We start from the raw sequence: 20,549 nt of genomic DNA, 5'->3' as shown, positions 1-20,549 counted from the left end.
AGTGATGGTGTTATCGCTGAAATCGTGTCACTAGGGCCTTTCGCCGTTTCCACCAAGTCGTAAGCCACCGACCTGCGGTTTCACACCCGAACATGCCCTGGATCATGGATTAGCTGCGGAACGCGGGCTCTAATGGAGTCTTGTTTCCATGCCCGTCATTCTGGCCCCATGTGAGTGGATCGCGCAGGGATTCCGTCGATGTGAACGCGGAGACCGGTATCGGTGCCGGGCGGGCTGTTCGGTCACCTGTGCGCGCGCGCCGACGACCTCCGTACGGCATGTCGCTTCGGAAGCGAGTCCACCCCGTCGATGCCAGTGCCGATCTCCGGTGGAGGCGGTCCGTGACTCCGGCGTCGCCGACGAGATCGACATTGAACGGCTCGGACCGTCGGGCCAGACTTGTGCTGGCCGCAGGGTTCCTGGCCTGCGTCGTGCTCGGCATCTGGTCGAACGCCTGGGGCGGCGCCCCCGAAAGAATTGAGAGGGGCGACGGAATCAACAAGGTTTTACGGCTGCATACGGGTGCTTTCGGCGGCCATGAAGGATCAGGAACGCAAAGACCTGCGGCTGAGAAACCGCAGGTCAACGGGTGAAAACCCTGGTCGAAGAGAGTGCCCCCGGCAGGATTCGAACCTGCGGCACCCGCTTTAGGAGAGCGGTGGTCGAGATGCCTATGCACTCACTCTGAGCTGGCTAAATGCCGTAGTCGTCGACTAGTGGCTCCCTGATCATCCCGCGTATGTCCCGCGCCCCGGAGTCAGCAGCACGGCAATATGCCTGTCCACCCTTAGGTGGGAACACCTCATCCTTCTCCGGCGCCGAAGACCGTGGCCGCCCGCCGCCACAGCCTAGAAGGTCGTTGACGACTGTCGAAGGATGCTTGTGCACAGGCTGTCACTGCGGCGGTATGGCATTGTCCGTGGGTGATGCGCTCCGGGGCTGACGACACGAGCGGCCCGTGTCGCCGAGCCGTCTCGATCCGTACAGGGAGTTCTCACACCGCTTCCTCGACCTGCTTCGGCGCTGGCTCCGTGCTGACCTTCGTCACGTTGAGCTGGCAGGACCTCCGGAGTTCCAAAGAATCTTGAGCTGAGTGTCAAAAAGTAGTCATCTCACGACTCTTACTGGTGTGAGCGATCGAGACCTCAGCGGCGAACTGAGCGGGCCTACAGACCTAGAGCAGGAGATCACGCACCTGATCTCGACCGGCTTTTTCGACGGCTGCGTGCGCATGCTCGTGCAGTCGATGGGCGTCAACCAGGCCGACGTGGAGGACGCGATCCTCGACGCGATCGTCCGGTTGCTCGAGCGTAACGCACGGAAAACACCGATCGAGGACATGAAGAAATACCTCTACTCCTGCGCCCGCAACGGGCTGAGACGGCGGCAGAAGGCCCTCGCTCTGAGCACGGACGCTGTGCACCTGGACGGCGAGTATCCCTCTGCCGAACAGGAGGCTCTCTCTACCGCTCGGTACACGGAGATGGTCGCTCACGTGAAGACGTGGGAGAACGCGCGGATCCGTGTGGTGACCCTGCTGTATCTGGCAGGGATCTACGAGGGTGATCCGCTCACGATCACCGAGGTCGCCACTCAGGCCAGCGACATCCTCGGAGAGAGCGTTGAGGCGAACTCGATCGGTACCTGGCGCAAGCGCGGTCTCGACCGGCTGGCGACCTTCGTCACGAACCAGATGGTCCACGAACAGTAGACATGAATCCATGGATAGGGAGACGATCACGATGATGACCGAGGGTAACTCGATGCACCTTGGCGGCGGTACTCTCTTTGATGCGCTCAACGAGGAACTGGCCGAACTCACCGCGGACTACGGAGACGAGGTCAATCAGGCCCTCAAACTGGCCGCTGCGCAGCCTCTGAGCACAGCAGACGCGGACCGTCTGTTCACCGAGATTCTGGTGGTCCTGCGTACCGGAGGTCGAAACCCGGACCCTGCGACCAGGGAACGGGTCGTCCGCGACATTCAACGCAGGGTGAGCGAACTGGTCGCTACCCCTCGGATCCCTGCCGGGCCGAGCGACGGTGGAATCAGGCTGGTTTCTAAGCATGGGCTCGACCCTCGGGAAGTGTTGCCGACACCGCAGTTCCACAACCACGCTATTCCGATGACCGAGGGGTACGTCGATGTCAACGAATTGATCCTGTGGAAAGACAACCACCGAGTCGAATTGCAGGTCGAGGAGTTCAAGGAGCGCAACCACCGTCTCCCCGACGACGACGAGATGCTTATGCTCGTACAAGGTCAACTGGATCTGCCCAGTATGGGTAAGGAAGATCCCTTCGAGATCGAAGCGTTGGCCCGGAGCATCGCGCGTAAGGGCGTCGAGCGGCCGCCGATCGTAACCCACGAAGGCGAACCGAAAGACGGCAACCGACGCATCGCCGCCGCCAAGTATGTTCTGTCCGCCAAGGGATTCACTGCCGAGGAGCGCGATCGGGCGCGGTGGATCCGCGTCTGGCGGGCCCCAAAGGGGACAACCGAGGACCAGTTCGAAGCGATCGTCGTTGCCTTGAACTTCGAGCCGGAGTACAAGCAGGCATGGGAGGAGTACGTCAAGGCACGGCAGGTGGTCGCGGCGTATCGACTCGCTCGCAGCGACGTCCGCGGTCGATTCACGACCAATCTGGACAACCAGATCAAGCGGGAGGTTGCTGGGCGGTTCGCGATCCGGACGCAAGAGGTCAACCGTTACTTGAAGATGATGCAGTGGAGCGAGGATTTCCAGGATTATCACGAGGAGAAGGGACGCGAACGGGCAGAGACGAAGTACCGCGCCAACGACATCTTCCAGTGGTTCTACGAGATCGACGCTGGCAAGAAGGGGCAAAAACTGACCGAGCGCTTGGACCAGGACGACGACCTCAAGGGTGTGGTCTATGACCTGATGTACGATGTGCTCGATAGCGGCGCCCAGGTCCGGAAACTGCACCAGGTTGTCGCGGACGAGAATGCCTTGAAGGTATTGATGGAGGCCCATGCCCTCGCGGCCACGGACCAGCCGCGGGCTTTGAGCATGGTGAACGAGGCGATCGGGCTCGCCTCGCGTAACAGTCCAACCAAGAAAATCGGCTTCGAGCAGTGGTTGCACACAGCCGTCGCACGGTTCGGGTCAGCTTCCCCCGATGACTGGGCACGCATCGACCAGTCCATGCTGATGAACCTTGACCGGGTGCTAACTGGTGCGTTGGGTGCTGTGGACGGCGCCCTTCGCAGCCAGGGGATTGCGCCAGTAGAGCGCCCATGAGCGGGCCGCTCGGCACAGTGGAATTGGACCCAGGGCGGCGCGGTGTACTAGTGGTGCCCCGCCATCAGGACTTGGCGAAGCTGCGGTCCGCTCTCCGTCAGGTGCCAGATATGCCCAGGGGTCGATCAGACAACGGGAGCCTGCTATTCCGGTTCGAGGACGGACCGCAGGTGATGACGGCAGGCAGAGGACTGCTCGACTGGACAGTAGATGCAGAGAGAGCCGTGCAGAACCGAGTCCGGATGCGTGAGAGCGCGACGGAGGTCGTAGCCCGGGCTCGCGCGGTGCTTGCTGGCGGTGTGGACGCCGCCCGGGCAGCCATTGCCGACAGTCGTCTGGCCGAACGGCTCGATGACCACCAGGTCTTGAATGTCGCGGCACTCACTGTAGACAGCAGTTGGGGCGGTTGCGTGTTCGATGAGCAGGGCACGGGCAAGACCATCACGATGATCGCGACGTTCGATCTGCTCGTGGAGCGCAATCTCGCTGACGTGCTGGTCGTCATGGCTCCGAAGTCCATGGTGCGTGAGTGGGAGGTGCAGTTCGAGCACTTTGCCGAAGGTGTCTACCGGGTTGCCGTGGTCGATGGCTCGAAGGCCGAGAAGACTAAGGCACTGACCAGCGGGGCTGATGTGGTGGTAATGAACTACGAATCGGCCGTGACATCGGAGCCCGCCGTGCGACTGCTGGCACGGCGCTGTCGCGCTGTACTGGCGGTGGACGAGTCATTCAACGTTAAGAACCCGGACGCCCGCCGAACGGGAGCCATTGCCCGAATCCGTGAGTGGTGCACACATGCCTTTGCCTTGTGCGGCACACCGGCCCCTAACTCCCCAGCTGACATGGTGGCTCAGTTCGACCTGGTGGACTTCGGACACACTTTCGGGGCGGTCCGGCTCGATGAGGAGCCGGAGGTGGCGCTGAATCAAGTTCGCGAAGCAGTAACCGAGCGGGGCCACTATGTTCGGAACCTCAAATCCGTAGTACTGAAGGACTTGCCTGGCCGATCCTTCAATCGGGTTAAGGTTCAGATGCAGCCGGTGCAGGCTGCTGCCTACGCTGCCACTCTCGAAGGTCTCATCACCGACGTCCGCCAGATTACCGACGCAGAGTTCCGCCGCCAGGCCGTGTCGTTCCTCGCGCGTCGTTCCTCACTACTGCGGCTGTGTTCGGACCCCTCTGGGGTCTTGGATGGCTATGAGGAACTGCCGGCGAAGGTCGCCGCTCTCGATGATTTGCTCGACCAGCTCGTGAATCAACAGAACGAGAAGGTGGTGCTGTGGTCCTTCTATCGTTCGAACTTGGACAATCTGGCAGTCCGATATGGTCCGCTGGGACTCGTTCGCGTGGACGGCTCCATTCCGTCCGAGGAACGTAGGGAAGCCGTCCGTCGGTTTCAGGAAGACGACAACGTGATGGTGTTTCTTGGGAACCCGGCTGCGGCAGGAGCTGGTCTGACGCTGCACCGATCGAGGATCGCCGTGTACGAGTCGCTATCGAACCAAGCCGCCCACTATCTACAGAGTCTTGACCGCATCCACCGTCGCGGACAAGCGAGAGAGGTGGAGTACATCACGCTTCTGTGCGAGGGCACTATCGAGGAACCTGAGTACAACCGCCTGCTCACCAAGGCTCAGACGCAGGCGGAGCTCCTCGGGGATCCACCTGACCCCCAGCCGACACGGGTGCTACTACTCGAAGAACTTCTGACACTGCGTGCATCGATGGGGAGGGCAAGCAGAAATGGGTAAGCCGAGTCCACAACACGAAACCCGAGTCGACATCCTGAACGCTGTGGCGGTGCTGGCTGGCTACACCGTACCCTCACGGATCACGGACGACCTCACACCGGACGTCGTCCGTCTTGACCTACGCCACCGCCGACTCTTCGTCGCCGATGCCAAGGAGACGGAGACGCCCGGGACCCGACACACCCAGGACCGACTCCGCGCTTATATGGTCGCGATGAGAGCTTGGCTCTTGGCGGAGTACACGGTGCGCCTGGCTATCTGCCACGGAGACTATGACTCTGCCGGCCCATGGTTGTTCCTGCTGCGGACGATAGCTCGCGACGCAGCTTTACTGTCTAGCAAGGGCGACTCGACCGTCTTAGACCGCGACCACGTCCTTTGCTGGGTCGACTTGTCTATAGGTCTTCGAGCGGACGCAGTGGTAAGCGTCAAGACCATGGCTGCTAGCCGACGACAACGGCGAGACCTCCGTGGGTACGCCGACTAAGGACTTCATCGACAATCCGCTCAGTGGCCTTGCCTGGCTCCTCATGCTCCCAGACCCTGATCACGCGCCAGCCCGCCGCCTCGAGAGTCTCACATGTATGGGCATCCCGCTCGCGGTTCTTTTCGATTTTGTCAGCCCACCACTTGGTGTTGGATTTCGTCTTCCGTGCGTGCTGCGGGCATCCATGCCAGAAGCAGCCGTCAACGAAGATGGCGATTTTCTCTTGACGGAAGAGAATGTCCGCAGTGCGTCGTAGCCCTGGCTCTGGTTTTCCGTCGACTTCGAACTTGAAGCCTTGGGCCTCTAGCAGCCCACGGATCCGCATTTCCGGCGCCGTGTCCCGTCTGCCTTGGCGCTGCATCCGTGCCCGAGTCGCTTCGTCGGTCGGATGAGGTGCTGGCAAGCTCTTGGCTGGCCGAGGTACTACCGGCCGCTTGTGCACTACCTGCGCTTTCGGTCCCCCTACCGCTTGGGCAATGGCGCTGGCGAGAACACCGCCGAGTAGGGGTGGCACCGCGTTCCCGATCTGCCTAGCCCGAGAGGGGATCGATCCGATAAAACGGTAACGATCGGGGAATGTCTGTAGGCGGGCGCCTTCCCGGACCGAGAGTGAACGGTCCTCATATGGATGGGTAAAGCAGCCGCTAGTCACGTTCCCGAATTGAGTGCTGATGGTATACGAGGGAAGCTCGGGATCCAATCTGCCGATTAGGTTCGTGCTGTCGGTGCGCCGCATTCCTCCCATGAATCGCTCTGGAAGTAGATGTGGAGGAATGTCCCGCCATGTCCCTCCTTGTGGCACGTGATGGATCAGTGCCAGATGATCCGCGCTTAGGAGGGTGACCTCATGGTCGTGTAGTTCTGTCTCGTCACCCCGCATAATGCGAGTGAAAGGCGTTGAACGCCCTTCGATATAGTTCGTCGTCGGAACCCCAGGTCCGGTGCCGATGGGTGGCAGGTCGCCAATCGCATCCCAGACGGTCAGATGCCGCTCGAGTCCATTCTTGACGCGCTTCGCCTCCCACAGGTGGAGGGTGTCACGCCGCCAGCCACCCATGTTTGTGGGTTCTGGGAAAGTAAATTCTTTTTCTCCGAGCAAGCCGACAATGAAAAGTCGTCGACGCCTTTGGGGGACGCCATAATCGGCAGAGAGTAGGATGTCTTTTGTTACCGAATATCCGAGCGCTTCGAAAGCTTCTAGGATTTTTGCACCGAAATGCCCTGCTTTCCAGTAGACCATTCCGGGTACATTCTCCATGAGAAATGCGCGCGGTTTGAGTTCCGATACGACGGCCAGCATGTGCTCCCATAGGCTGTTCCGCTCGTCCTCTGGCCGGACCCAACCACTCCTGCGTCCCGCCGTGCTGAACCCCTGGCAGCTCGGGCCTCCGATCACTACGTCTACCCGGCCGCCTGCCATTGCAGCGATTTCCGCCGGAGAGTAGTCGGTGATCGAGCCGCACTCGACCCGGACCTCCGGGTGGTTGAGCTGGTAGGTCTCGCAGGAGTCCTTATCTTTATCCAAGGCGAAGGTCACTTCGAAGCCGGCAAGCTTGAAGCCCTCAGTCAGCCCCCCGGCTCCGCAGAACAGGTCGATGGCGCGCAGCGGGTACCGGATCGGGGGAATCTTCCTCGTTAGCACACCTGTACGATAGCTGTTGATCGGTGGTTCGTCGAGCGAGACGGAGCAGGTCATGCGAGCGTCTGCTCGCCAGCCGGAGCGTTTGCTGACGTAGGCCTGCCCTGCCCGCGCCGTAGGTGTGGACCGGTGCCGTGTGATTCGTAAAGAGGTGTTGCTGTGTCCCGCCGCTGAACACAGTGTCCCGGTCGGCGGCTCTCCTAATTATTCGATGGCAAGTGGACCCGCACCGCAGGGCCGCCAGGCCCGAGGAGCGGAAGCCACGCGGCAGCCCAAAGCGCCGCACTTGGAAAGTGGCGATCGCGAATGCCCAGCTCAAGTGCTGGCCCATCTCCGTGAGTTCCGTTACTGTCCCAGCAAGACTGGCCGCCTCGTCAAGGCCTGCGCCGTGTTGCAGAGTCGCGGAACTGCTCAGTCACCCGAGGATGAAATGGTTTCAAGTCCGTCGGCAGACTGACTCGCGTGGGCGGTGCTGGCCGCGACCGGCCGTAGAGCCGCAGCGCGGCCAGCGTCCGCCCGACGCGCGGCAGGCCGCCGCAGGCGGGCTGCCCTTGAAACCGTGGAGAAAAGTCTCATCCGGTGGAGCGACAACCTTGTGACCTGCGGGTTCTCGGTCCGGCTCGTGTTGGTGACTCCGGCGAAGACTGGTGGTTATGGGGCGCTTGTCGCGAGCTATGCGTCCTCGGCTCCGGCGCTCTCGGGAGAGCTGACGAAGCTGCCCATGCCGCGGACGGTGTAGATGGTGCCCTCTTCGCGGAGGGCCCGCATGGCCTTGTGGGCGGTCATCCGGGCGATGCCGAACTCTTGCATCAGGTCGTTCTCGCTGGGGACGCGTGAGCCTGGGCGGTAGGTGCCGGCCGCGATGCGTTCGCGGATCACCTGGGCGACTTGCTGCCATCTGGGCTGGTCCTCGCGAAACTCCACGCTTGGACTGTAGGAGCCCGTGATCTACCGTCGTGCTCCGGGTGGCTCTATAGGGGACTATAGACAACCGTAGGTTCGCTGCTTAGGCTGCACTCGTACACCGGCACAACCCCAGCGTGCACACGGTTGCACCGCGGACGGCGATCGCTGGGCCAAGAGCAGGGGGAGACGAAGTGATGGCGAAGAGCGGCTTCCTGCAGGACACGTATCACGGTCCCCATGTCGCCAGTCCCAGCCCGGACGCGGAGCTGGTGGACTGGAGTTCACCGGCACACCGCGTTGAGCGGGTGCGCGTGCGCGCCCACACCTGTTGCTGTCGCCGACCTGCCTTCGAGTTGTGCGCAGCCGCCGGCCTGTGGTTCGTGCGACGAGTCGCCGACAACGGTGCGATCACCGAAAGCCCATGGACGCCATCACGGGACGCCATCGAGCTGTGGGAACAGATCCTGCGCGGTCAGGCGTGGTAGAGCTCGACAGGCCCGGCTCGGTGACCAAACGCGGTCGGCTGCTGATCAGCGAAGACCCACGCCATCAGCCGGGCGACCTTGGCGGGGGCGATCTCGTCTGTCTGAAAGCGGCAGGCGAACAAGCCGTCATCGTGGGCGTCCAGGTCGGCCAAGGTCTCGTCCCACGCGCGCAACCGCTGAGCGGTGTCGCCGTCGCCACGCTGGCGAGAGCGCTGTTCGCACGCCTCGCGCGACACCCACAGCAGGACGGCCAGCCACGGGCCGAACGCGGCCAGGCGGCGGATGTCGGGGATGTTGCCCACGTGCACGACCGGTATCTGCCCGGCCTCGGTGATCTGCTCGACCTGGCGGCGGTCGACGGCGTAGGCATTGCCGTACCGGTGGCTCTCGACGAGCAGTCGCCCAGAGTTGCGCAGCTCGACCAGGCGCTCGAAGCTGACAAACTCGTACTCGCTGCCGCGTGGGATGCCGGCCTTGAGCTTGCGCAACAGCACGAACCGGGGATCGAGCGCTGTCAGGGCGGCGGTCACGGTGCTCTTGCCGCTGGCCGGTGGCCCGTACAGCACCACGCCCCTCATGCCAGGATCCGTTTCAACGTCTCGCGGGTCTGGTCGGCCAGGCTGATCGCGGCTCCGAGCCGGTTGTCGACGGTGATGTGCGCGGTATCGGGGCTGGTGTCGGTCTGGAGGCCGCTGGTGTATGTCTCCCAGTTCTTCAGCTTCCAGCCGTCCCGGGGCGCTCCGCGGAACTCGATGTACTCGCGCATGGACTCGGCGTCGCAGCGCACCCACACCACCGCCACGTCGATGCCCTTGGCGGCACACCGGTTCGTCAGCCGCGAGATCCAGGCGGGGTCGGCCAGTTCGGCGATGAACGGTGCGGCGAGGATGGCCGAGGTGCCGACCTTGAGGTTGTCGAACGCGGTCTCCATCAGGCACCGGTACTCCAGCGGCCGGACCTCGCTCAGGTAGAGCTCGGTATGCCGGTCGTGCGGGTCGCCGCCGAGGGAGACGAGCAGCCGTTCGGCCATGGCGCGGGTGATGGAGTCCTTGTCCAGGAACGCCCAGCCGGTGATGTCGGACAGAAAGCGGGAGAACTCGGTCTTGCCCGATCCGGCGTAGCCGCCGACGAGGGTCAGGATCGGTTTGGGGCTGCCTTGGCCGTGGCGTCGGCGCCAGGCGTCCACGACGCGGTTGTGGAGGGCGTTTTGTTCGGCGTTGGCGGGGGCGCCGGAGACTCTGACGAGGGTCTGTTCGATGACCTGGGCGGCGGCGTTGTCGGCGGCGGGGTCGGAGGGTTGGGGCAAATCCGAGATAGAATTTTCCACTTCGACTATTTCGCCGGGTAGCGGCAGCCGGAAACCCAGGGTCGGCTCATTCGCCTGATAGAGCAGGCAATAGGCGCGGCGGTAGTGAGGTCCGGGATATACCGATCCCTGTTCGTGTGCCCAGAGTGTCTGGAAATTGGCGGCCGGTGCGGACAGGCCGTGCCGGTGGGCGACCTGGCGGAGCTGGTCACCTGCGGCTTCCAAGGTGAGGCCGTGTGCTTCGCGGTGCTGGCGCAGGATGATCGGCTGCCATCCGGGGCGGTGAATTGTCTTCATCGCATCCTTTTGACGCACTTCGAGGGGCGGGCGTGTGTAAGAGCATGTGTAACCGCCGTGCAGGCAGCAATGCAGAAGCTTAGCTAACGCTCCGTGATACTCAAGAGCGCGAATCCGCGGTGAACTATCGGCATCCCCGCCGGGATAACGACCAGCCAGAAAAGGGGTGCCGAAATGACCGCAAACAAAGAACTGCTGGATGAGCTTCGTGCGATCCGGTCCGAGATGGAGGAGCTGGCCTGCCGGGTCAGCGAGATCGCTTCGGCTCTCGGAACACGGCCTTCTCCAGGTCGGCGATCCGCTCGCCGAGATCCGCCAGAGCGCCGCGCATCTGGGCGAGCTGCTCCATGAGCTCTGAAGAGCCGGCCTGCTCGGATTGCTCGGTCTCCTCGGCTCGGGCTGCGGCGTCTTCGCGGACGAAGACGCCCTTGCCCTGCTGGCCGACGATCAGCCCCTCGGTGCGGAGCACGCTGATGGCCGCCTTGACCACGCTGGCGGACACGTCGTAGCGCTGGCCGAGCTGGGCGGTCGACGGCAGCGCGGCGCCGGGCGCGAGTGAGCCCGATCTGATCTGCGCGCGCAGGTCGTCGGCTATCTGGAGATAGCCGGGCTGACCGGTCTTTTCGACCATCCGCCGCCTTCCACGAGGTGCCTGTCTCTCCAGTTCAGCACAGGCGGCACGACATGCCAACCAAGTCTGCGTGGAAGCCCTTGACAACTTGGAATGCTAAGCGTTCTATGTATGCAGAGAGTCACTGATCCGCTACTCGAAGGAACCCGCCATGCGCACCGTCCCCATCCCCGTCGACACGAACAAGCTCACGATCACCTGCGTGAAGGCACCGCGCCCTCGCGTGCTCAACCGCGACACCGGCGAGATCAAGACCGACAAGAACGGCAACACCGTCTACGAAGTCACCGTCTCCGTCGAAGACGAGACCGGCCGCATCGAACTCGTCAAGATCGGCATCACCGGCGAACCGCCCATCAAGGCCGGCGACCCCGTCAACGCCGTCGGCCTGCTCGGCTACGTCTGGGAGATCGCCGGGAAGTGGGGCATCTCCTACCGCGCCACCGCCCTCCTCCCGCAGCAGGAGGCCGCCAGTGTCTGATCAGCTCTGGCCGATGCTCGGAGTCCTGGCCGCCGTCGTGGCCGGGCTCTGGGCCTGGCGCCGCTTCCACTACCGCTCCTTCTGGCTCGTCGTCGGCTTCCCGATCACGGCGATCACCGTGCGGGCCACCTGGCGCAAGGTCGCGCTCGGCTGCGGCCTGACCAAGAAGCGGCAGCGCTTCTGGTTCACCACCGTCCCCGGCCTGGTCTCCTCGACCGGCGTTGTCCGTGTCCGGCGCAAGTTCCAGCGCGTCGCCGTGGACACCAAGCCCTGGATGTGGCTGCCCATGCCGACTCGGCACGGCTGGCGCGTCACCCTGCACACCCTGGAAGGACAGATCCCCGCCGACTATGCCGACGTCGCCGAACGGCTCGCCCATTCCTGGGGCGTGCACGCCGTGCGCGTCTCCTCCGACAAGCCCGGACGGGTCCGGCTGGCCGCGACCATGCGCGACCCGCTGGTCACCGTCGACCAGCTCCCGGCCTCGACCGAACTGCTCAAGGTCACCGTCGGCAGGTTGGAGACGGGCGGGCCGTGGGTCGTCGACTTCAAGACCGTCCCGCACTGGCTGAACGCCGGAGCCACGCAGTCCGGCAAGTCCAACCTCGCCAACGCCCTGATCGTCGGCCTCGCTCCGCAACCGGTGGCGCTGGTCGGCTTCGACCTCAAGGGCGGCGTCGAGTTCACCCCGTACGCGCCGCGCCTGTCGGCGCTGGCCACCAGCCGGGCCGAATGCGGCGGGCTGCTCGATGACCTGGTGGCGCTCATGACCGACCGGATGGGCGTGTGCCGGATGGCCGCCGCGCGCAACATCTGGCAACTCCCGCCGACCATGCGACCGGTCCCGGTCGTGGTCCTGGTGGACGAGCTGGCCGAGCTGTACCTGATGGCCGACAAGAGCGAGAAGGACGAGATCGCCAAGACCTCGACAGCGCTCCTTCGGGTGGCGCAGCTCGGGCGGGCGTTCGGCATCTACCTGTTCTGCTGCGGCCAGCGGATCGGCTCCGACCTCGGCCCCGGCGTCACCGCGCTGCGGGCGCAGTGCTCGGGCCGTATCTGCCACCGGGTCAACGACCCGGAGACCGCGACCATGACGCTCGGCGACCTCGACCCGGCCGCGCTCGACTCCGCCCGCGCCATCCCCGCCCAAACGCCCGGCGTCGCCATCGTCGCGAGCCAGGACGGCCAGTGGTACCGGGCCCGCTCCTTTTACGTCAGCGAAGCCGCGGCCGAACACGCCGCCCACGCCTATGCCGGCCTCGCCCCGGCCTGGGCGGACGTGATGGCCGCGCAGCCTCAAGAACTGCCTGACTCGCAGACCGCCTGACCGTCTGACCAGAAGGGAGGAACTGTGATGTGCCGCTTGGTTGCCTGGCTGCTCGACACCGGTCCCGTCCTCGTCCTGGCCCTCATCGCGGGCGCGGGCTCGTTCACCCACATCCGCGACACCGCCACCGAGCACGGCCAGACCGGCTGGATGGCCTGGGCCGTCGCCGTATGCATCGACCTCACGTGCGTCATGGCCGCCCGCGAACGCCAACGCGACAAGAAGACCGGCCGCATCCGACGAGGCCCGGTCTCCTGGCCGGTGCTCGTCCTGGCTGGCGGCGTCGTGCTGTCGCTGGCCGCAAACCTGCAACAGGCCGACTCGACCGTGTGGGGCTGGATCACCGCCGCCACCCCGGCCGCTGCGTTCCTCGTCGCCGTCTCCATGCTGGAGCGCCGCGCCGCCGCCAGCCGCCTGGAGCCGTCCCCGGACGTGCCGCAGACGTCCCCGTCCTGGACGGCAGTGTCCCCGCCCGTCCCGGAGCGTCCGCAAGCCGTCCCGTACGAGGACCGCCCCGCGCTCGTCCCCGCCACCGAGGACGGCCAGGACGACCGGCAGGACGGGCCCACGCCCGACCCGGCACTCGTCGACTACGCCCGCCGAGTCGCCGACGAACACCACACCACCCACGGCAAGCCCATCACCCGCGACCAGCTCCGCGCCCGACTGGGCGTGTCCCACCAGCTCGCCTCAGAGCTGCTGCGCACCCTGCGTACCGCATGAACAGGAGATCACCGATGACCGACGACCGCCTCGCCCTCGTACATGGCCTCATCCACCTGGCCGCCTTCCTGCAAGCCAACCCGGACGTGCCCACCCCTCGCAGGGCCGTCGTTCACTACTTCGCCGAGGACGCCGACGACGACCAGATGCGCGCCCAGATCGACGCCATCGCCGGCCTTCTCGGCAGCACGGCCGACCAGGACAGCGGCCACTACGTCACCTCGGTGTGCTTCGGCCCCGTCGAGTACCGGGCCGTGGCCATCCTGTCCGACGCCCGCGCCCGCCACGCCGCCCACGACAGCTACCGCGACTGCATCACACCCGACACCCACTAAAAGGAGAACCCATCGTGCGTATCCGCCTCGAAGGGAACCGCGCCGAGATCGCGCTCGGCATGTTCCACCTGCGCGAGGCCTTCGACGTCACCTCGATGTCGCGGGCCTACCCCGACCGCGCCCGGCCCCGCAGCTACCGCATGTACGTGACGATCAGCCCGCGCAAGAACCGGTGACCGCCATGACCGAACAGCCCTGGGCCGACTGGCCCGAGATCCTCGACGCCATCCCGATCGCCCGCTACCGCTGCGGCACCTGCGGCGGCACCGGGCTCACCGACGACACCTGCGCCGACTGCCACGGCACCGGCTTCGACAACCACGGCGCCTGAATCGCTGTAGCGCCCCCCGCCTGGCCACACATCCGCCAAGACGTCCGCCAGGCCGGGGGCCATCCCACACCAGATGACTGGATAGGACGGTCCCATCTTGCCCTGCCTTGCCCACTCCCACGCCGTCGCCGGAATGATCGACCGGCTCAACCATCCCGACTACGACCGCTGGGCCTCCCAGATCCGCCGTACCGGCGGCTGCCGCCAACCCATCCACCTGCGGGGCAAGGTCGAACACTACGACCAGGCCACCGGCCAACTCCTGCACCGCTACACCACCCGCACCGAACCAGACGGCATCCTGCGCGTCCCGTGCAAGACCCGCCGCGCCTCCCGCTGCCCGTCCTGCGCCGAGATCTACCGCGCCGACACCTACCAACTCATCCGCGCTGGCCTCGTTGGCGGCAAGAGCGTGCCGGAGACGGTCAGCGCGCATCCGTGCCTGTTCGTCACCCTGACCGCCCCGTCCTTCGGAGCCGTGCATGTCCGGCGGGAGAAGAACGGCAAGGTCCTGCCCTGCCACGCCCGCCGCAACGCCGCCACCTGCCCGCACGACCGCATCATGTCCTGCACCGCCCGGCACTCCGCCGACGATCCTCGACTCGGGGAGCCGCTGTGTCCGGACTGCTACGACTACGACGGCTCGGTGCTGTTCAACGCCATCAGCCCTGAGCTGTGGCGGCGCTTCACCGAAGCCTTGCGCCGCCGCTTCGCCAAACTCTCCGGCCTGACGCTGAAGGCCCTGCGTGAGCAGGCGGTCATCTCGTTCGCCAAGGTCGCCGAGTACCAGCGGCGCGGTGTCGTCCACTTCCATGCCGTGATCCGCCTCGACGGTCCAGAAGGCCCCACATCGCCGCCCCCCGCCTGGGCCACGGCTGAGGCCCTGGCCGACGCCGTCCAGCACGCGGCGGCAGCCGTGACCGCCGAGATCAAGCCACTCGGCCGTGTCTTCCGCTGGGGGAGCCAACTCGACGTCCGCCGCATCACCCTGGACGGTGAACTCACCGAGCAGGCCGTCGCCGCCTACATCGCCAAGTACGCCACCAAGGCCGCCGAATGCGTCGGCACCCTGGATCGGCGCATCCAACTCCTCGACGACCTCGACGAGCTCCCGATCCGGCCGCACGCCCGCCGGCTGATCGCCGTATGCCTGCGCCTGGGCGCCCTCGACAGCCTGGCCGAACTCCGGCTGATCCAGTGGGCTCACATGCTCGGCTTCCGCGGCCACTTCTCCACCAAGTCCCGCCGCTACTCCACCACCCTCGGCGCCCTCCGCGCCGCCCGTGAAGAACACAAGTGCGCCGAGAACGTCACCACCGGCCGCCTGCCCCTCTTCGAGGAAGACACCGTCCTCGTCATCGCGCACTGGGAGTACGCCGGACAGGGCCTCTCCCTCGGAGACCAACTCCTCGCCGCCGCACTCACCGGCACACGGCTTCCCGCCACTGGTGGTGATGCTTGATGAGTAGGCGTGACGAGCTGCTGACGGTTCCGCAGGTCCTCTCCGAACTCGGTGGGGTCTCTCGACGCACCTTCTACCGCTGGCGCGAACTCGGCCGCGCGCCGGTCTGCGTTCAACTGCCCAACCTCGAACTCCGTGTCTGGCGGAGCGACCTCATGGCCTGGCTCGACTCGCGACGGGAGGCAGTGTGAACACCACCTACGACGTGCGTTTCAGCCAGATCCAGCAAAGATCCAATGGTGGCGCGTCGAGCTTCGTCGCGCGCTGGCGGGTGGCAGGCAAGGAGAGGTCGAAGAGCTTCCGTACCAAAGGGCTGGCCAACGCCTTCATGTCCGACCTTCGGCAAGCGGCCAAGCTGGGGGAAGAGTTCGATGTCGCCACCGGCCTGCCGGTGTCGATGGCAGCGCCACCAAGCTCCGGTCCATCGTTCCTGGAGTTCGCGCAGTCGTACGCGCTCCGGCGCTGGAACACCTCGGCGGCTCGAACTCGGGAGACGGACGCGTACGCGCTCCTGAGCCTCATCCCCGCCCTGGTGAGGGACGCGCCGCGCCGTCCCTCTGCGGAGGCACTGCGGGAGGTGCTCAGGATCCATGCGTTGCTTCCGGAGAAGCGGCGGGCCGCCCTGACCACGACACAGACGGCGACTCTGCATTGGCTGGAACGGGCATCGCTTCCGCTGTCGACCCTCGGGGAGGCAGACGTTCTCCGTACGGCCCTCGACGCCATCTCAGTCACCTTCGCCGATACCCCAGCGGGTGCGAACACGGTGCGTCGTAAGCGTGCCGTCCTTCATCACCTGCTGGAGCATGCGGTCGAGCAGAAAACGTTCAGCGGCAACCCGCTGGATGCGATCAAATGGACGGCACCCAAAGCCGTGACGGTCGTCGACCCCAGAACGGTGGTCAATCCGACCCAAGCGCGTCAGCTCCTCGACGCCGTGCCCAAGGTGGGGCGCAAGCGAGGTCCGCGGCTCAAATCGCTGTTCGCCTGCATCTACTACGCCGCCCTCCGGCCGGAGGAAGCGGCCGATCTGCGGCAGAAGAACTGCACCCTGCCGGAATCGGGCTGGGGCCTGATCATCCTGGAGCGGGCCCGGCCACAGGGAACGAAGCGCTGGACCAACTCCGGCGAAACCCACGAGTCGCGCAGCTTGAAGCACCGCGCGGACAAGGAGACGCGAGAGATCCCGATCCCGCCCGTCCTGGTCGCCATGCTCCGCGAGCACATCGCCGAGTACGGCACTGCCAAGGACGGCAGGATCTTCCGGACCGGCACCGATGGGAGCTACTCCAGCTCGGCGTACTCCTACGTCTGGCAAGAGGCCCGGAAACTCGCCCTCACCCCGGCACAGGCCGCCTCGTCGCTAGCCGCACGGCCATACGACCTTCGTCACGCCGCTGTGTCGCTCTGGCTGAACGCGGGAGTCCCGGCACCGGAGATCGCCAAGCGCGCCGGTCACGGCGTTGACGTCCTGTTGCGGGTCTACGCCAAGTGCATGGACGGCCAGCAAGAACAGATCAACAGCAAGATCAACGACGCCTTGGACCCATAGCCCGCCTTCGACTTCGGCCCCGGCATGACCGGGGCCTTCTGCTTCATGCGCAGCGTCCGCCGAGTCGGTCCCACGAGACGACGCCACGGTACGTCAATCTTTGATGCACGGGTAGTGATCAGGGAGACCCTATGCACGATGAGCACGACCGCCCTGGCCCTTCGACCGAAGACCTTCCTCCACTGCGCCGACCTCCGTACGGCTTGCCACTTCGAAGGCGAGCTCGGCCCGTTGACGCCAACGCCGATCTCCGCTGGAGGAGGTACGCGACTCCGACGCCGCCGACGAAGTCGACATTGCACGGCTCGGATCGTCGGGCAAGGTTCGCACTGGCCGCCGGGTTCCTGGCCTGCATGGTTCTCGGCGTCTGGTCGAGCGTCTCAGGCACCGGCGGGGCCTCCGAGGGGTCGAGAGGCGCCACGGGGACAACACACCACCTGAGTACGGCAGAGAAGCCGGCCGTATCGCTTCCCCCGTCGCCAGAGCCCACGAACAGCGCTCGGGCCTCTACCGTGCCAAGCCCGAAATCTACGCCAGTGAAAACCGTGAAGCGTGAACGGGCAGAAGCATCGGGCGTGAGCCGTCACCGGAGGCAGCGCGTAGTTCGGGTCGAACCGCGTAGGAAGCCCTCCGTATCCGCGGGCCGAGGTAGAGCGACCGAGAGCAGGGGCGCGCATCGCGGTACCGGAAACCCGCTGGTTCCTTTGATCGCCGCGAGGTGCGACGCGCTGTTCCCGCCTTCCCGCCCTGCGTCCCGTCTGCACAACCGGGTATGCCACCAGGTCTACGGTCGATAGTCAGCGCCATCACTCGTCGAAGCCGGCGATCCAGCCCTCGATGTACTTCGCCGCTTCCTCCGCGAGAACCACGGCCTCCCTGGGGGCCGGGCCGAGGGAGTCGACGAGCTTCTCAGGGTCTACCGGCTGGCCGGGGCTCACGAGATAGCAGGACAGGCCCGTACTCATCTGCCGGGCCATCGAGGAGACGAACGCGTTCCGGCGGAACCTGTTGCACAGCAAGAGCAGGCCCTGGCGCTCAAGTTCCTGCCTCAACTCCGTCAGCGTGTCCTCGAAGTCCACTGGTGATCGGAACACCAGAGGCGCAGCGTTCTGCCGGTCGAAGCGGAGTTCGCAAATATCGTCGTCTTCGATGTCCCGTAGCGTTACGACGCATGGCAGGCGTGACTCATCTGCGAGATTTACTGCTTCAAGCCGGTACATGCTCACCTCGGTTCATAGTTCGGGTTGGGTATCCACGTGTCCGGCTGGTCGAATCGGCCTAGCCGCCAAGCGCCCCTGATCTGGCCTGGTTCGATCCGCTTGAACACAACTTCCTGCTCAGGCAGCAGGTACTTCACGCCGTCCCTGTATTTCACGGGCTCGCCGTTACCCCAGTTGTCTATCTCGTAGATGAAGCCCTTGTGTTTGATCGCGAACCCTCGTGCCACGTTCTTGCTTTCGGAAGCCGCGATCAAGCCGTTTCCGCCGGTCATGTGTTCTTCGAGGCCCATCTCAGGGTTGCGGGCGGTCATGCCGTTCTCGAATATCCTCCCCGTTCGTCGGCCGTCGCCCCGGAACAGCGGGGGAGTTCCTTGGTCTACGCGTCCAGGAGTTCCGTTGTCGAGCGATGATGTCTTCCCTGAAGGGCGTACCCTCGTGCTCTCCGCGGCCTTCGCTAGAGCTCCGGCAACGCGCTTGCCACCAGAGGCTACGCTGCTCGACCCGCCTGATCCGAGGGCTGCAAGGATGTCCGGGATGAGGCGGCCGAAGGCTCGTTCGGGGTTGGTTATCCAGGTGTCCCAGTCCGCCGCTGCCTTGGCGAACCCGAGCGGATCCTGAACGCCCGCGATCACTGCTTGGGCGACGTCACCGGCGTCGCGTTCCCACCCCCAGTAGTCGAAGATGATGCGGTTGGGGGTCATGGTGAGTACGGTCTGGCCTAGTCCGGTTGCGCCCTCGACGGCGCCCTTGGCGAGTTCGATCACCGGGTCGCCGGAGTTGAGGTTGGGATCAAAGGTGGCTTGGAGCTGCTGGCCGAGACGGTCCCAGAAACTTCCGGTCACCGGGAGCACCGCGCCGGGGGCGAGTAACGCCTCGTCCACCATGACGGGCTTGCCGCCGCTGAACAATTCCGGCTTGTTGAGCTCCATCCGCTCCAGGAGCAGTAACCGCCGGTTGATCTCCGGGCCTTGCTGTCCGGCCCACGCGGCTACCTGGCGGATCTTGTTGGCCGGGACAGGCGATATCCAGGCTCCCCGCAGCAGCTCCCATAGCTCGTCGCCGATGGAGCCCAACGAGGTCTCGGCGGTGTGCATGGCCGCTTTCAGCGCTCGGACGCCTTCGGGGACCATGCCTTCGAGCTCGCCCATGGCTCAGCCGGGGCTGTCGGCCGGGGTGCGGGCGAGCAGCGCTCGAAGTTCGTTCACCGTCTCGATGCAGGCTTTGAGAAGGACCTGGCGCTGACCGGTGAGCTCCTGGCCGAAGCGTTGGGCGGCCGGCCCGGTCCAGATGTTCTGCGCCATCAGCGTCACCGCCCGGTCGAGGCTGGTCCTGGCCTCGTCGGTGAGTTGCTCTGCTCGGCGTAACGCCTGTTCCACTTGCTCCCGGGTCATGCGCGACTCCCTCGGGCGCGGCGATGGGACACGAGATCGAGGTGTGACGCCATTGGACTGCGGTGCAGGAGTCAGAGCAACCGAATCGTCTGGATTGGTCTGATATCGCCGAACGGAGCCCCTCGCAGGCTTGGACGGCCTTCTGGCGGCTCTACGTGGTCGACGCGGGCAGTGTCTTCCCTGGTCGGCATGGCGGAATAGGCCTCAAGATCATCCCGTATATCTCCCGTGATCAAGGTCCTATGGCTGCACACGGGTGCTCTCGGCGGCCCATGAAGGATCAAGAAAGCAAAAGACCTGCGGCTGTGAAACCGCAGGTCAACGGGCGAAAATCCTGGTCGAAGAGAGTGCCCCCGGCAGGATTCGAACCTGCGGCACCCGCTTTAGGAGAGCGGTGCTCTATCCCCTGAGCTACGGAGGCGGACAGACCAAGCCTAGCGAAAGTCCGGCCCTCCGTGTGCCACCCGGCCCCGGTGACTTGCCGGAGCCCACGTCATGGGTGGTGTGAGCTGCGGTAAAGCCCTGGCAAGTGATCACCTTTCGGGACAGGTGACGCGGATACCGTCCCACCTGTGGATGCGAGGCGACGGAGGCAGGCGCGCCGGCGGCCGGTGGTGCTGTTTGCGGCGCTGCTGGCGCCGGCGATCTTCGCTGCTGGGTTGGCGGCCGGGGAAGCGGGGCGGGACGAGCGGGTGGGTGGTCGGCGGGGTGTGGTGGCGGGGGAGAGGCCGGTCCTGTTCGGGCCGGTGGTCGCGCCTGCGCCGGCTCATCCGGTACGGGCGTTCGCGGCGCCGGTGCCTGCTCAGGTGGCACCTGCTCCGGTCGTTGAGGAGGCGCCGGTGGTGAGAGCTGTGGTGGCGCCCAAGGTTCGGTCGCGGACTCGGGAGCCGGAGGACGTGGTGAGGGAGACGTCACGGGGCAAGCCGTCGCCGACTGCGGAGGCGTGTCCGGAGGAGTGG

The 20,549-nt window shown here is 65.2% G+C and carries 21 protein-coding genes and 2 tRNA genes; 13 read left to right on the top strand and 10 right to left on the bottom strand.

Going from position 1 to position 20,549, the window contains the following annotated elements:
• Positions 1-612: 612 nt before the first annotated feature.
• Positions 613-694, bottom strand: a tRNA-Arg gene (locus tag ABD999_RS41075).
• A 435-nt stretch (positions 695-1,129) separates the two neighbouring features.
• Here ABD999_RS41075 and ABD999_RS41070 point away from each other — a divergent pair.
• The 3 genes from ABD999_RS41070 to ABD999_RS41060 all read left to right on the top strand — a co-directional run bounded on the left by ABD999_RS41070 (position 1,130) and on the right by ABD999_RS41060 (position 5,017).
• On the top strand, positions 1,130-1,711 hold the full coding sequence (locus ABD999_RS41070) for a sigma-70 RNA polymerase sigma factor region 4 domain-containing protein (protein WP_271275791.1): 582 nt from the start codon (positions 1,130-1,132) through the stop codon (positions 1,709-1,711).
• Positions 1,712-1,721: 10 nt separating this feature from the next.
• On the top strand, positions 1,722-3,266 hold the full coding sequence (locus ABD999_RS41065; protein WP_271275790.1) for a ParB/Srx family N-terminal domain-containing protein: 1,545 nt from the start codon (positions 1,722-1,724) through the stop codon (positions 3,264-3,266).
• Between the two features lie 242 nt (positions 3,267-3,508).
• On the top strand, positions 3,509-5,017 hold the full coding sequence (locus ABD999_RS41060; RefSeq protein ID WP_271275789.1) for a DEAD/DEAH box helicase: 1,509 nt from the start codon (positions 3,509-3,511) through the stop codon (positions 5,015-5,017).
• Between the two features lie 443 nt (positions 5,018-5,460).
• Here ABD999_RS41060 and vsr read toward each other — a convergent pair whose 3' ends face one another.
• Together vsr and ABD999_RS41050 are read right to left on the bottom strand one after the other, a co-directional pair.
• The gene (gene vsr, locus ABD999_RS41055) at positions 5,461-7,200 is read right to left on the bottom strand and encodes a DNA mismatch endonuclease Vsr (protein WP_271275788.1); all 1,740 of its coding nucleotides are present in this window, start codon (positions 7,198-7,200) and stop codon (positions 5,461-5,463) included.
• 615 nt (positions 7,201-7,815) lie between these two features.
• Entirely contained in the window at positions 7,816-8,067 is a 252-nt protein-coding gene (locus tag ABD999_RS41050) for a GntR family transcriptional regulator (RefSeq protein ID WP_271275787.1), read from the bottom strand.
• A 176-nt stretch (positions 8,068-8,243) separates the two neighbouring features.
• Between ABD999_RS41050 and ABD999_RS41045 the strand changes: the two genes are divergently transcribed.
• A complete protein-coding gene (locus ABD999_RS41045) occupies positions 8,244-8,534 on the top strand; it encodes a hypothetical protein (protein ID WP_271275786.1) in 291 nt (96 codons plus the stop codon).
• Here ABD999_RS41045 and ABD999_RS41040 read toward each other — a convergent pair.
• The 3 genes from ABD999_RS41040 to ABD999_RS41030 all read right to left on the bottom strand — a co-directional run bounded on the left by ABD999_RS41040 (position 8,522) and on the right by ABD999_RS41030 (position 10,768).
• A complete protein-coding gene (locus tag ABD999_RS41040) occupies positions 8,522-9,112 on the bottom strand; it encodes a guanylate kinase (protein ID WP_271275785.1) in 591 nt (196 codons plus the stop codon). The genes ABD999_RS41045 and ABD999_RS41040 overlap by 13 nt on opposite strands.
• Positions 9,109-10,137: a P-loop nucleotide/nucleoside kinase family protein gene (locus tag ABD999_RS41035; RefSeq protein WP_271275784.1), complete on the bottom strand. Its 1,029-nt coding sequence runs from the start codon at positions 10,135-10,137 to the stop codon at positions 9,109-9,111. The genes ABD999_RS41040 and ABD999_RS41035 overlap by 4 nt, the downstream gene beginning before the upstream one ends.
• Before the next feature lie 247 nt (positions 10,138-10,384).
• Positions 10,385-10,768: a winged helix-turn-helix domain-containing protein gene (locus ABD999_RS41030; protein ID WP_271275783.1), complete on the bottom strand. Its 384-nt coding sequence runs from the start codon at positions 10,766-10,768 to the stop codon at positions 10,385-10,387.
• Positions 10,769-10,919: 151 nt separating this feature from the next.
• Between ABD999_RS41030 and ABD999_RS41025 the strand changes: the two genes are divergently transcribed.
• From ABD999_RS41025 to ABD999_RS40985, 9 genes are all read left to right on the top strand, one after another.
• The gene (locus ABD999_RS41025; RefSeq protein WP_271275782.1) at positions 10,920-11,249 is read left to right on the top strand and encodes an SCO3933 family regulatory protein; all 330 of its coding nucleotides are present in this window, start codon (positions 10,920-10,922) and stop codon (positions 11,247-11,249) included.
• Between the two features lie 13 nt (positions 11,250-11,262).
• Positions 11,263-12,576, top strand: coding sequence for an FtsK/SpoIIIE domain-containing protein (locus tag ABD999_RS41020; RefSeq protein ID WP_378525378.1), 1,314 nt, complete (start codon positions 11,263-11,265; stop codon positions 12,574-12,576).
• A gap of 27 nt (positions 12,577-12,603) precedes the next feature.
• Positions 12,604-13,299, top strand: a complete 696-nt coding sequence (locus ABD999_RS41015) for a DUF2637 domain-containing protein (RefSeq protein WP_271275780.1) — start codon at positions 12,604-12,606, stop codon at positions 13,297-13,299.
• Positions 13,300-13,313: 14 nt separating this feature from the next.
• On the top strand, positions 13,314-13,634 hold the full coding sequence (locus ABD999_RS41010; protein WP_271275779.1) for a hypothetical protein: 321 nt from the start codon (positions 13,314-13,316) through the stop codon (positions 13,632-13,634).
• Positions 13,635-13,648: 14 nt separating this feature from the next.
• On the top strand, positions 13,649-13,810 hold the full coding sequence (locus tag ABD999_RS41005; RefSeq protein WP_270153047.1) for a hypothetical protein: 162 nt from the start codon (positions 13,649-13,651) through the stop codon (positions 13,808-13,810).
• Between the two features lie 5 nt (positions 13,811-13,815).
• Positions 13,816-13,965: a hypothetical protein gene (locus tag ABD999_RS41000; protein ID WP_271275778.1), complete on the top strand. Its 150-nt coding sequence runs from the start codon at positions 13,816-13,818 to the stop codon at positions 13,963-13,965.
• A 133-nt stretch (positions 13,966-14,098) separates the two neighbouring features.
• On the top strand, positions 14,099-15,427 hold the full coding sequence (locus ABD999_RS40995) for a replication initiator (RefSeq protein WP_271275794.1): 1,329 nt from the start codon (positions 14,099-14,101) through the stop codon (positions 15,425-15,427).
• Positions 15,427-15,618: a helix-turn-helix transcriptional regulator gene (locus tag ABD999_RS40990; RefSeq protein WP_271275777.1), complete on the top strand. Its 192-nt coding sequence runs from the start codon at positions 15,427-15,429 to the stop codon at positions 15,616-15,618. The genes ABD999_RS40995 and ABD999_RS40990 overlap by 1 nt, the downstream gene beginning before the upstream one ends.
• Positions 15,615-16,979, top strand: coding sequence for a tyrosine-type recombinase/integrase (locus tag ABD999_RS40985; protein WP_271275776.1), 1,365 nt, complete (start codon positions 15,615-15,617; stop codon positions 16,977-16,979). Before ABD999_RS40990 ends, ABD999_RS40985 begins: the two co-directional genes overlap by 4 nt.
• Positions 16,980-17,785: 806 nt before the next feature.
• On the opposite strand, the gene ABD999_RS40980 is transcribed toward ABD999_RS40985, so the two are convergent.
• The 4 genes from ABD999_RS40980 to ABD999_RS40965 all read right to left on the bottom strand — a co-directional run bounded on the left by ABD999_RS40980 (position 17,786) and on the right by ABD999_RS40965 (position 20,011).
• Complete coding sequence (locus ABD999_RS40980; protein WP_271275775.1) at positions 17,786-18,199, bottom strand: hypothetical protein; 414 nt, start codon at positions 18,197-18,199, stop codon at positions 17,786-17,788.
• A gap of 2 nt (positions 18,200-18,201) precedes the next feature.
• Positions 18,202-19,347: a hypothetical protein gene (locus ABD999_RS40975; protein ID WP_271275774.1), complete on the bottom strand. Its 1,146-nt coding sequence runs from the start codon at positions 19,345-19,347 to the stop codon at positions 18,202-18,204.
• A gap of 3 nt (positions 19,348-19,350) precedes the next feature.
• Positions 19,351-19,590, bottom strand: a complete 240-nt coding sequence (locus ABD999_RS40970; protein WP_271275773.1) for a hypothetical protein — start codon at positions 19,588-19,590, stop codon at positions 19,351-19,353.
• Between the two features lie 348 nt (positions 19,591-19,938).
• A tRNA-Arg gene (locus ABD999_RS40965) sits at positions 19,939-20,011 on the bottom strand.
• Positions 20,012-20,549 lie beyond the last annotated feature (538 nt).

Origin of the sequence: Nonomuraea ferruginea (assembly GCF_039540635.1) — a bacterium.
Taxonomy (GTDB): domain Bacteria; phylum Actinomycetota; class Actinomycetes; order Streptosporangiales; family Streptosporangiaceae; genus Nonomuraea; species Nonomuraea ferruginea.
The sequence above is the reverse complement of the archived record's forward strand: the minus strand, read 5'-3'. Positions and strand labels throughout refer to the sequence as shown.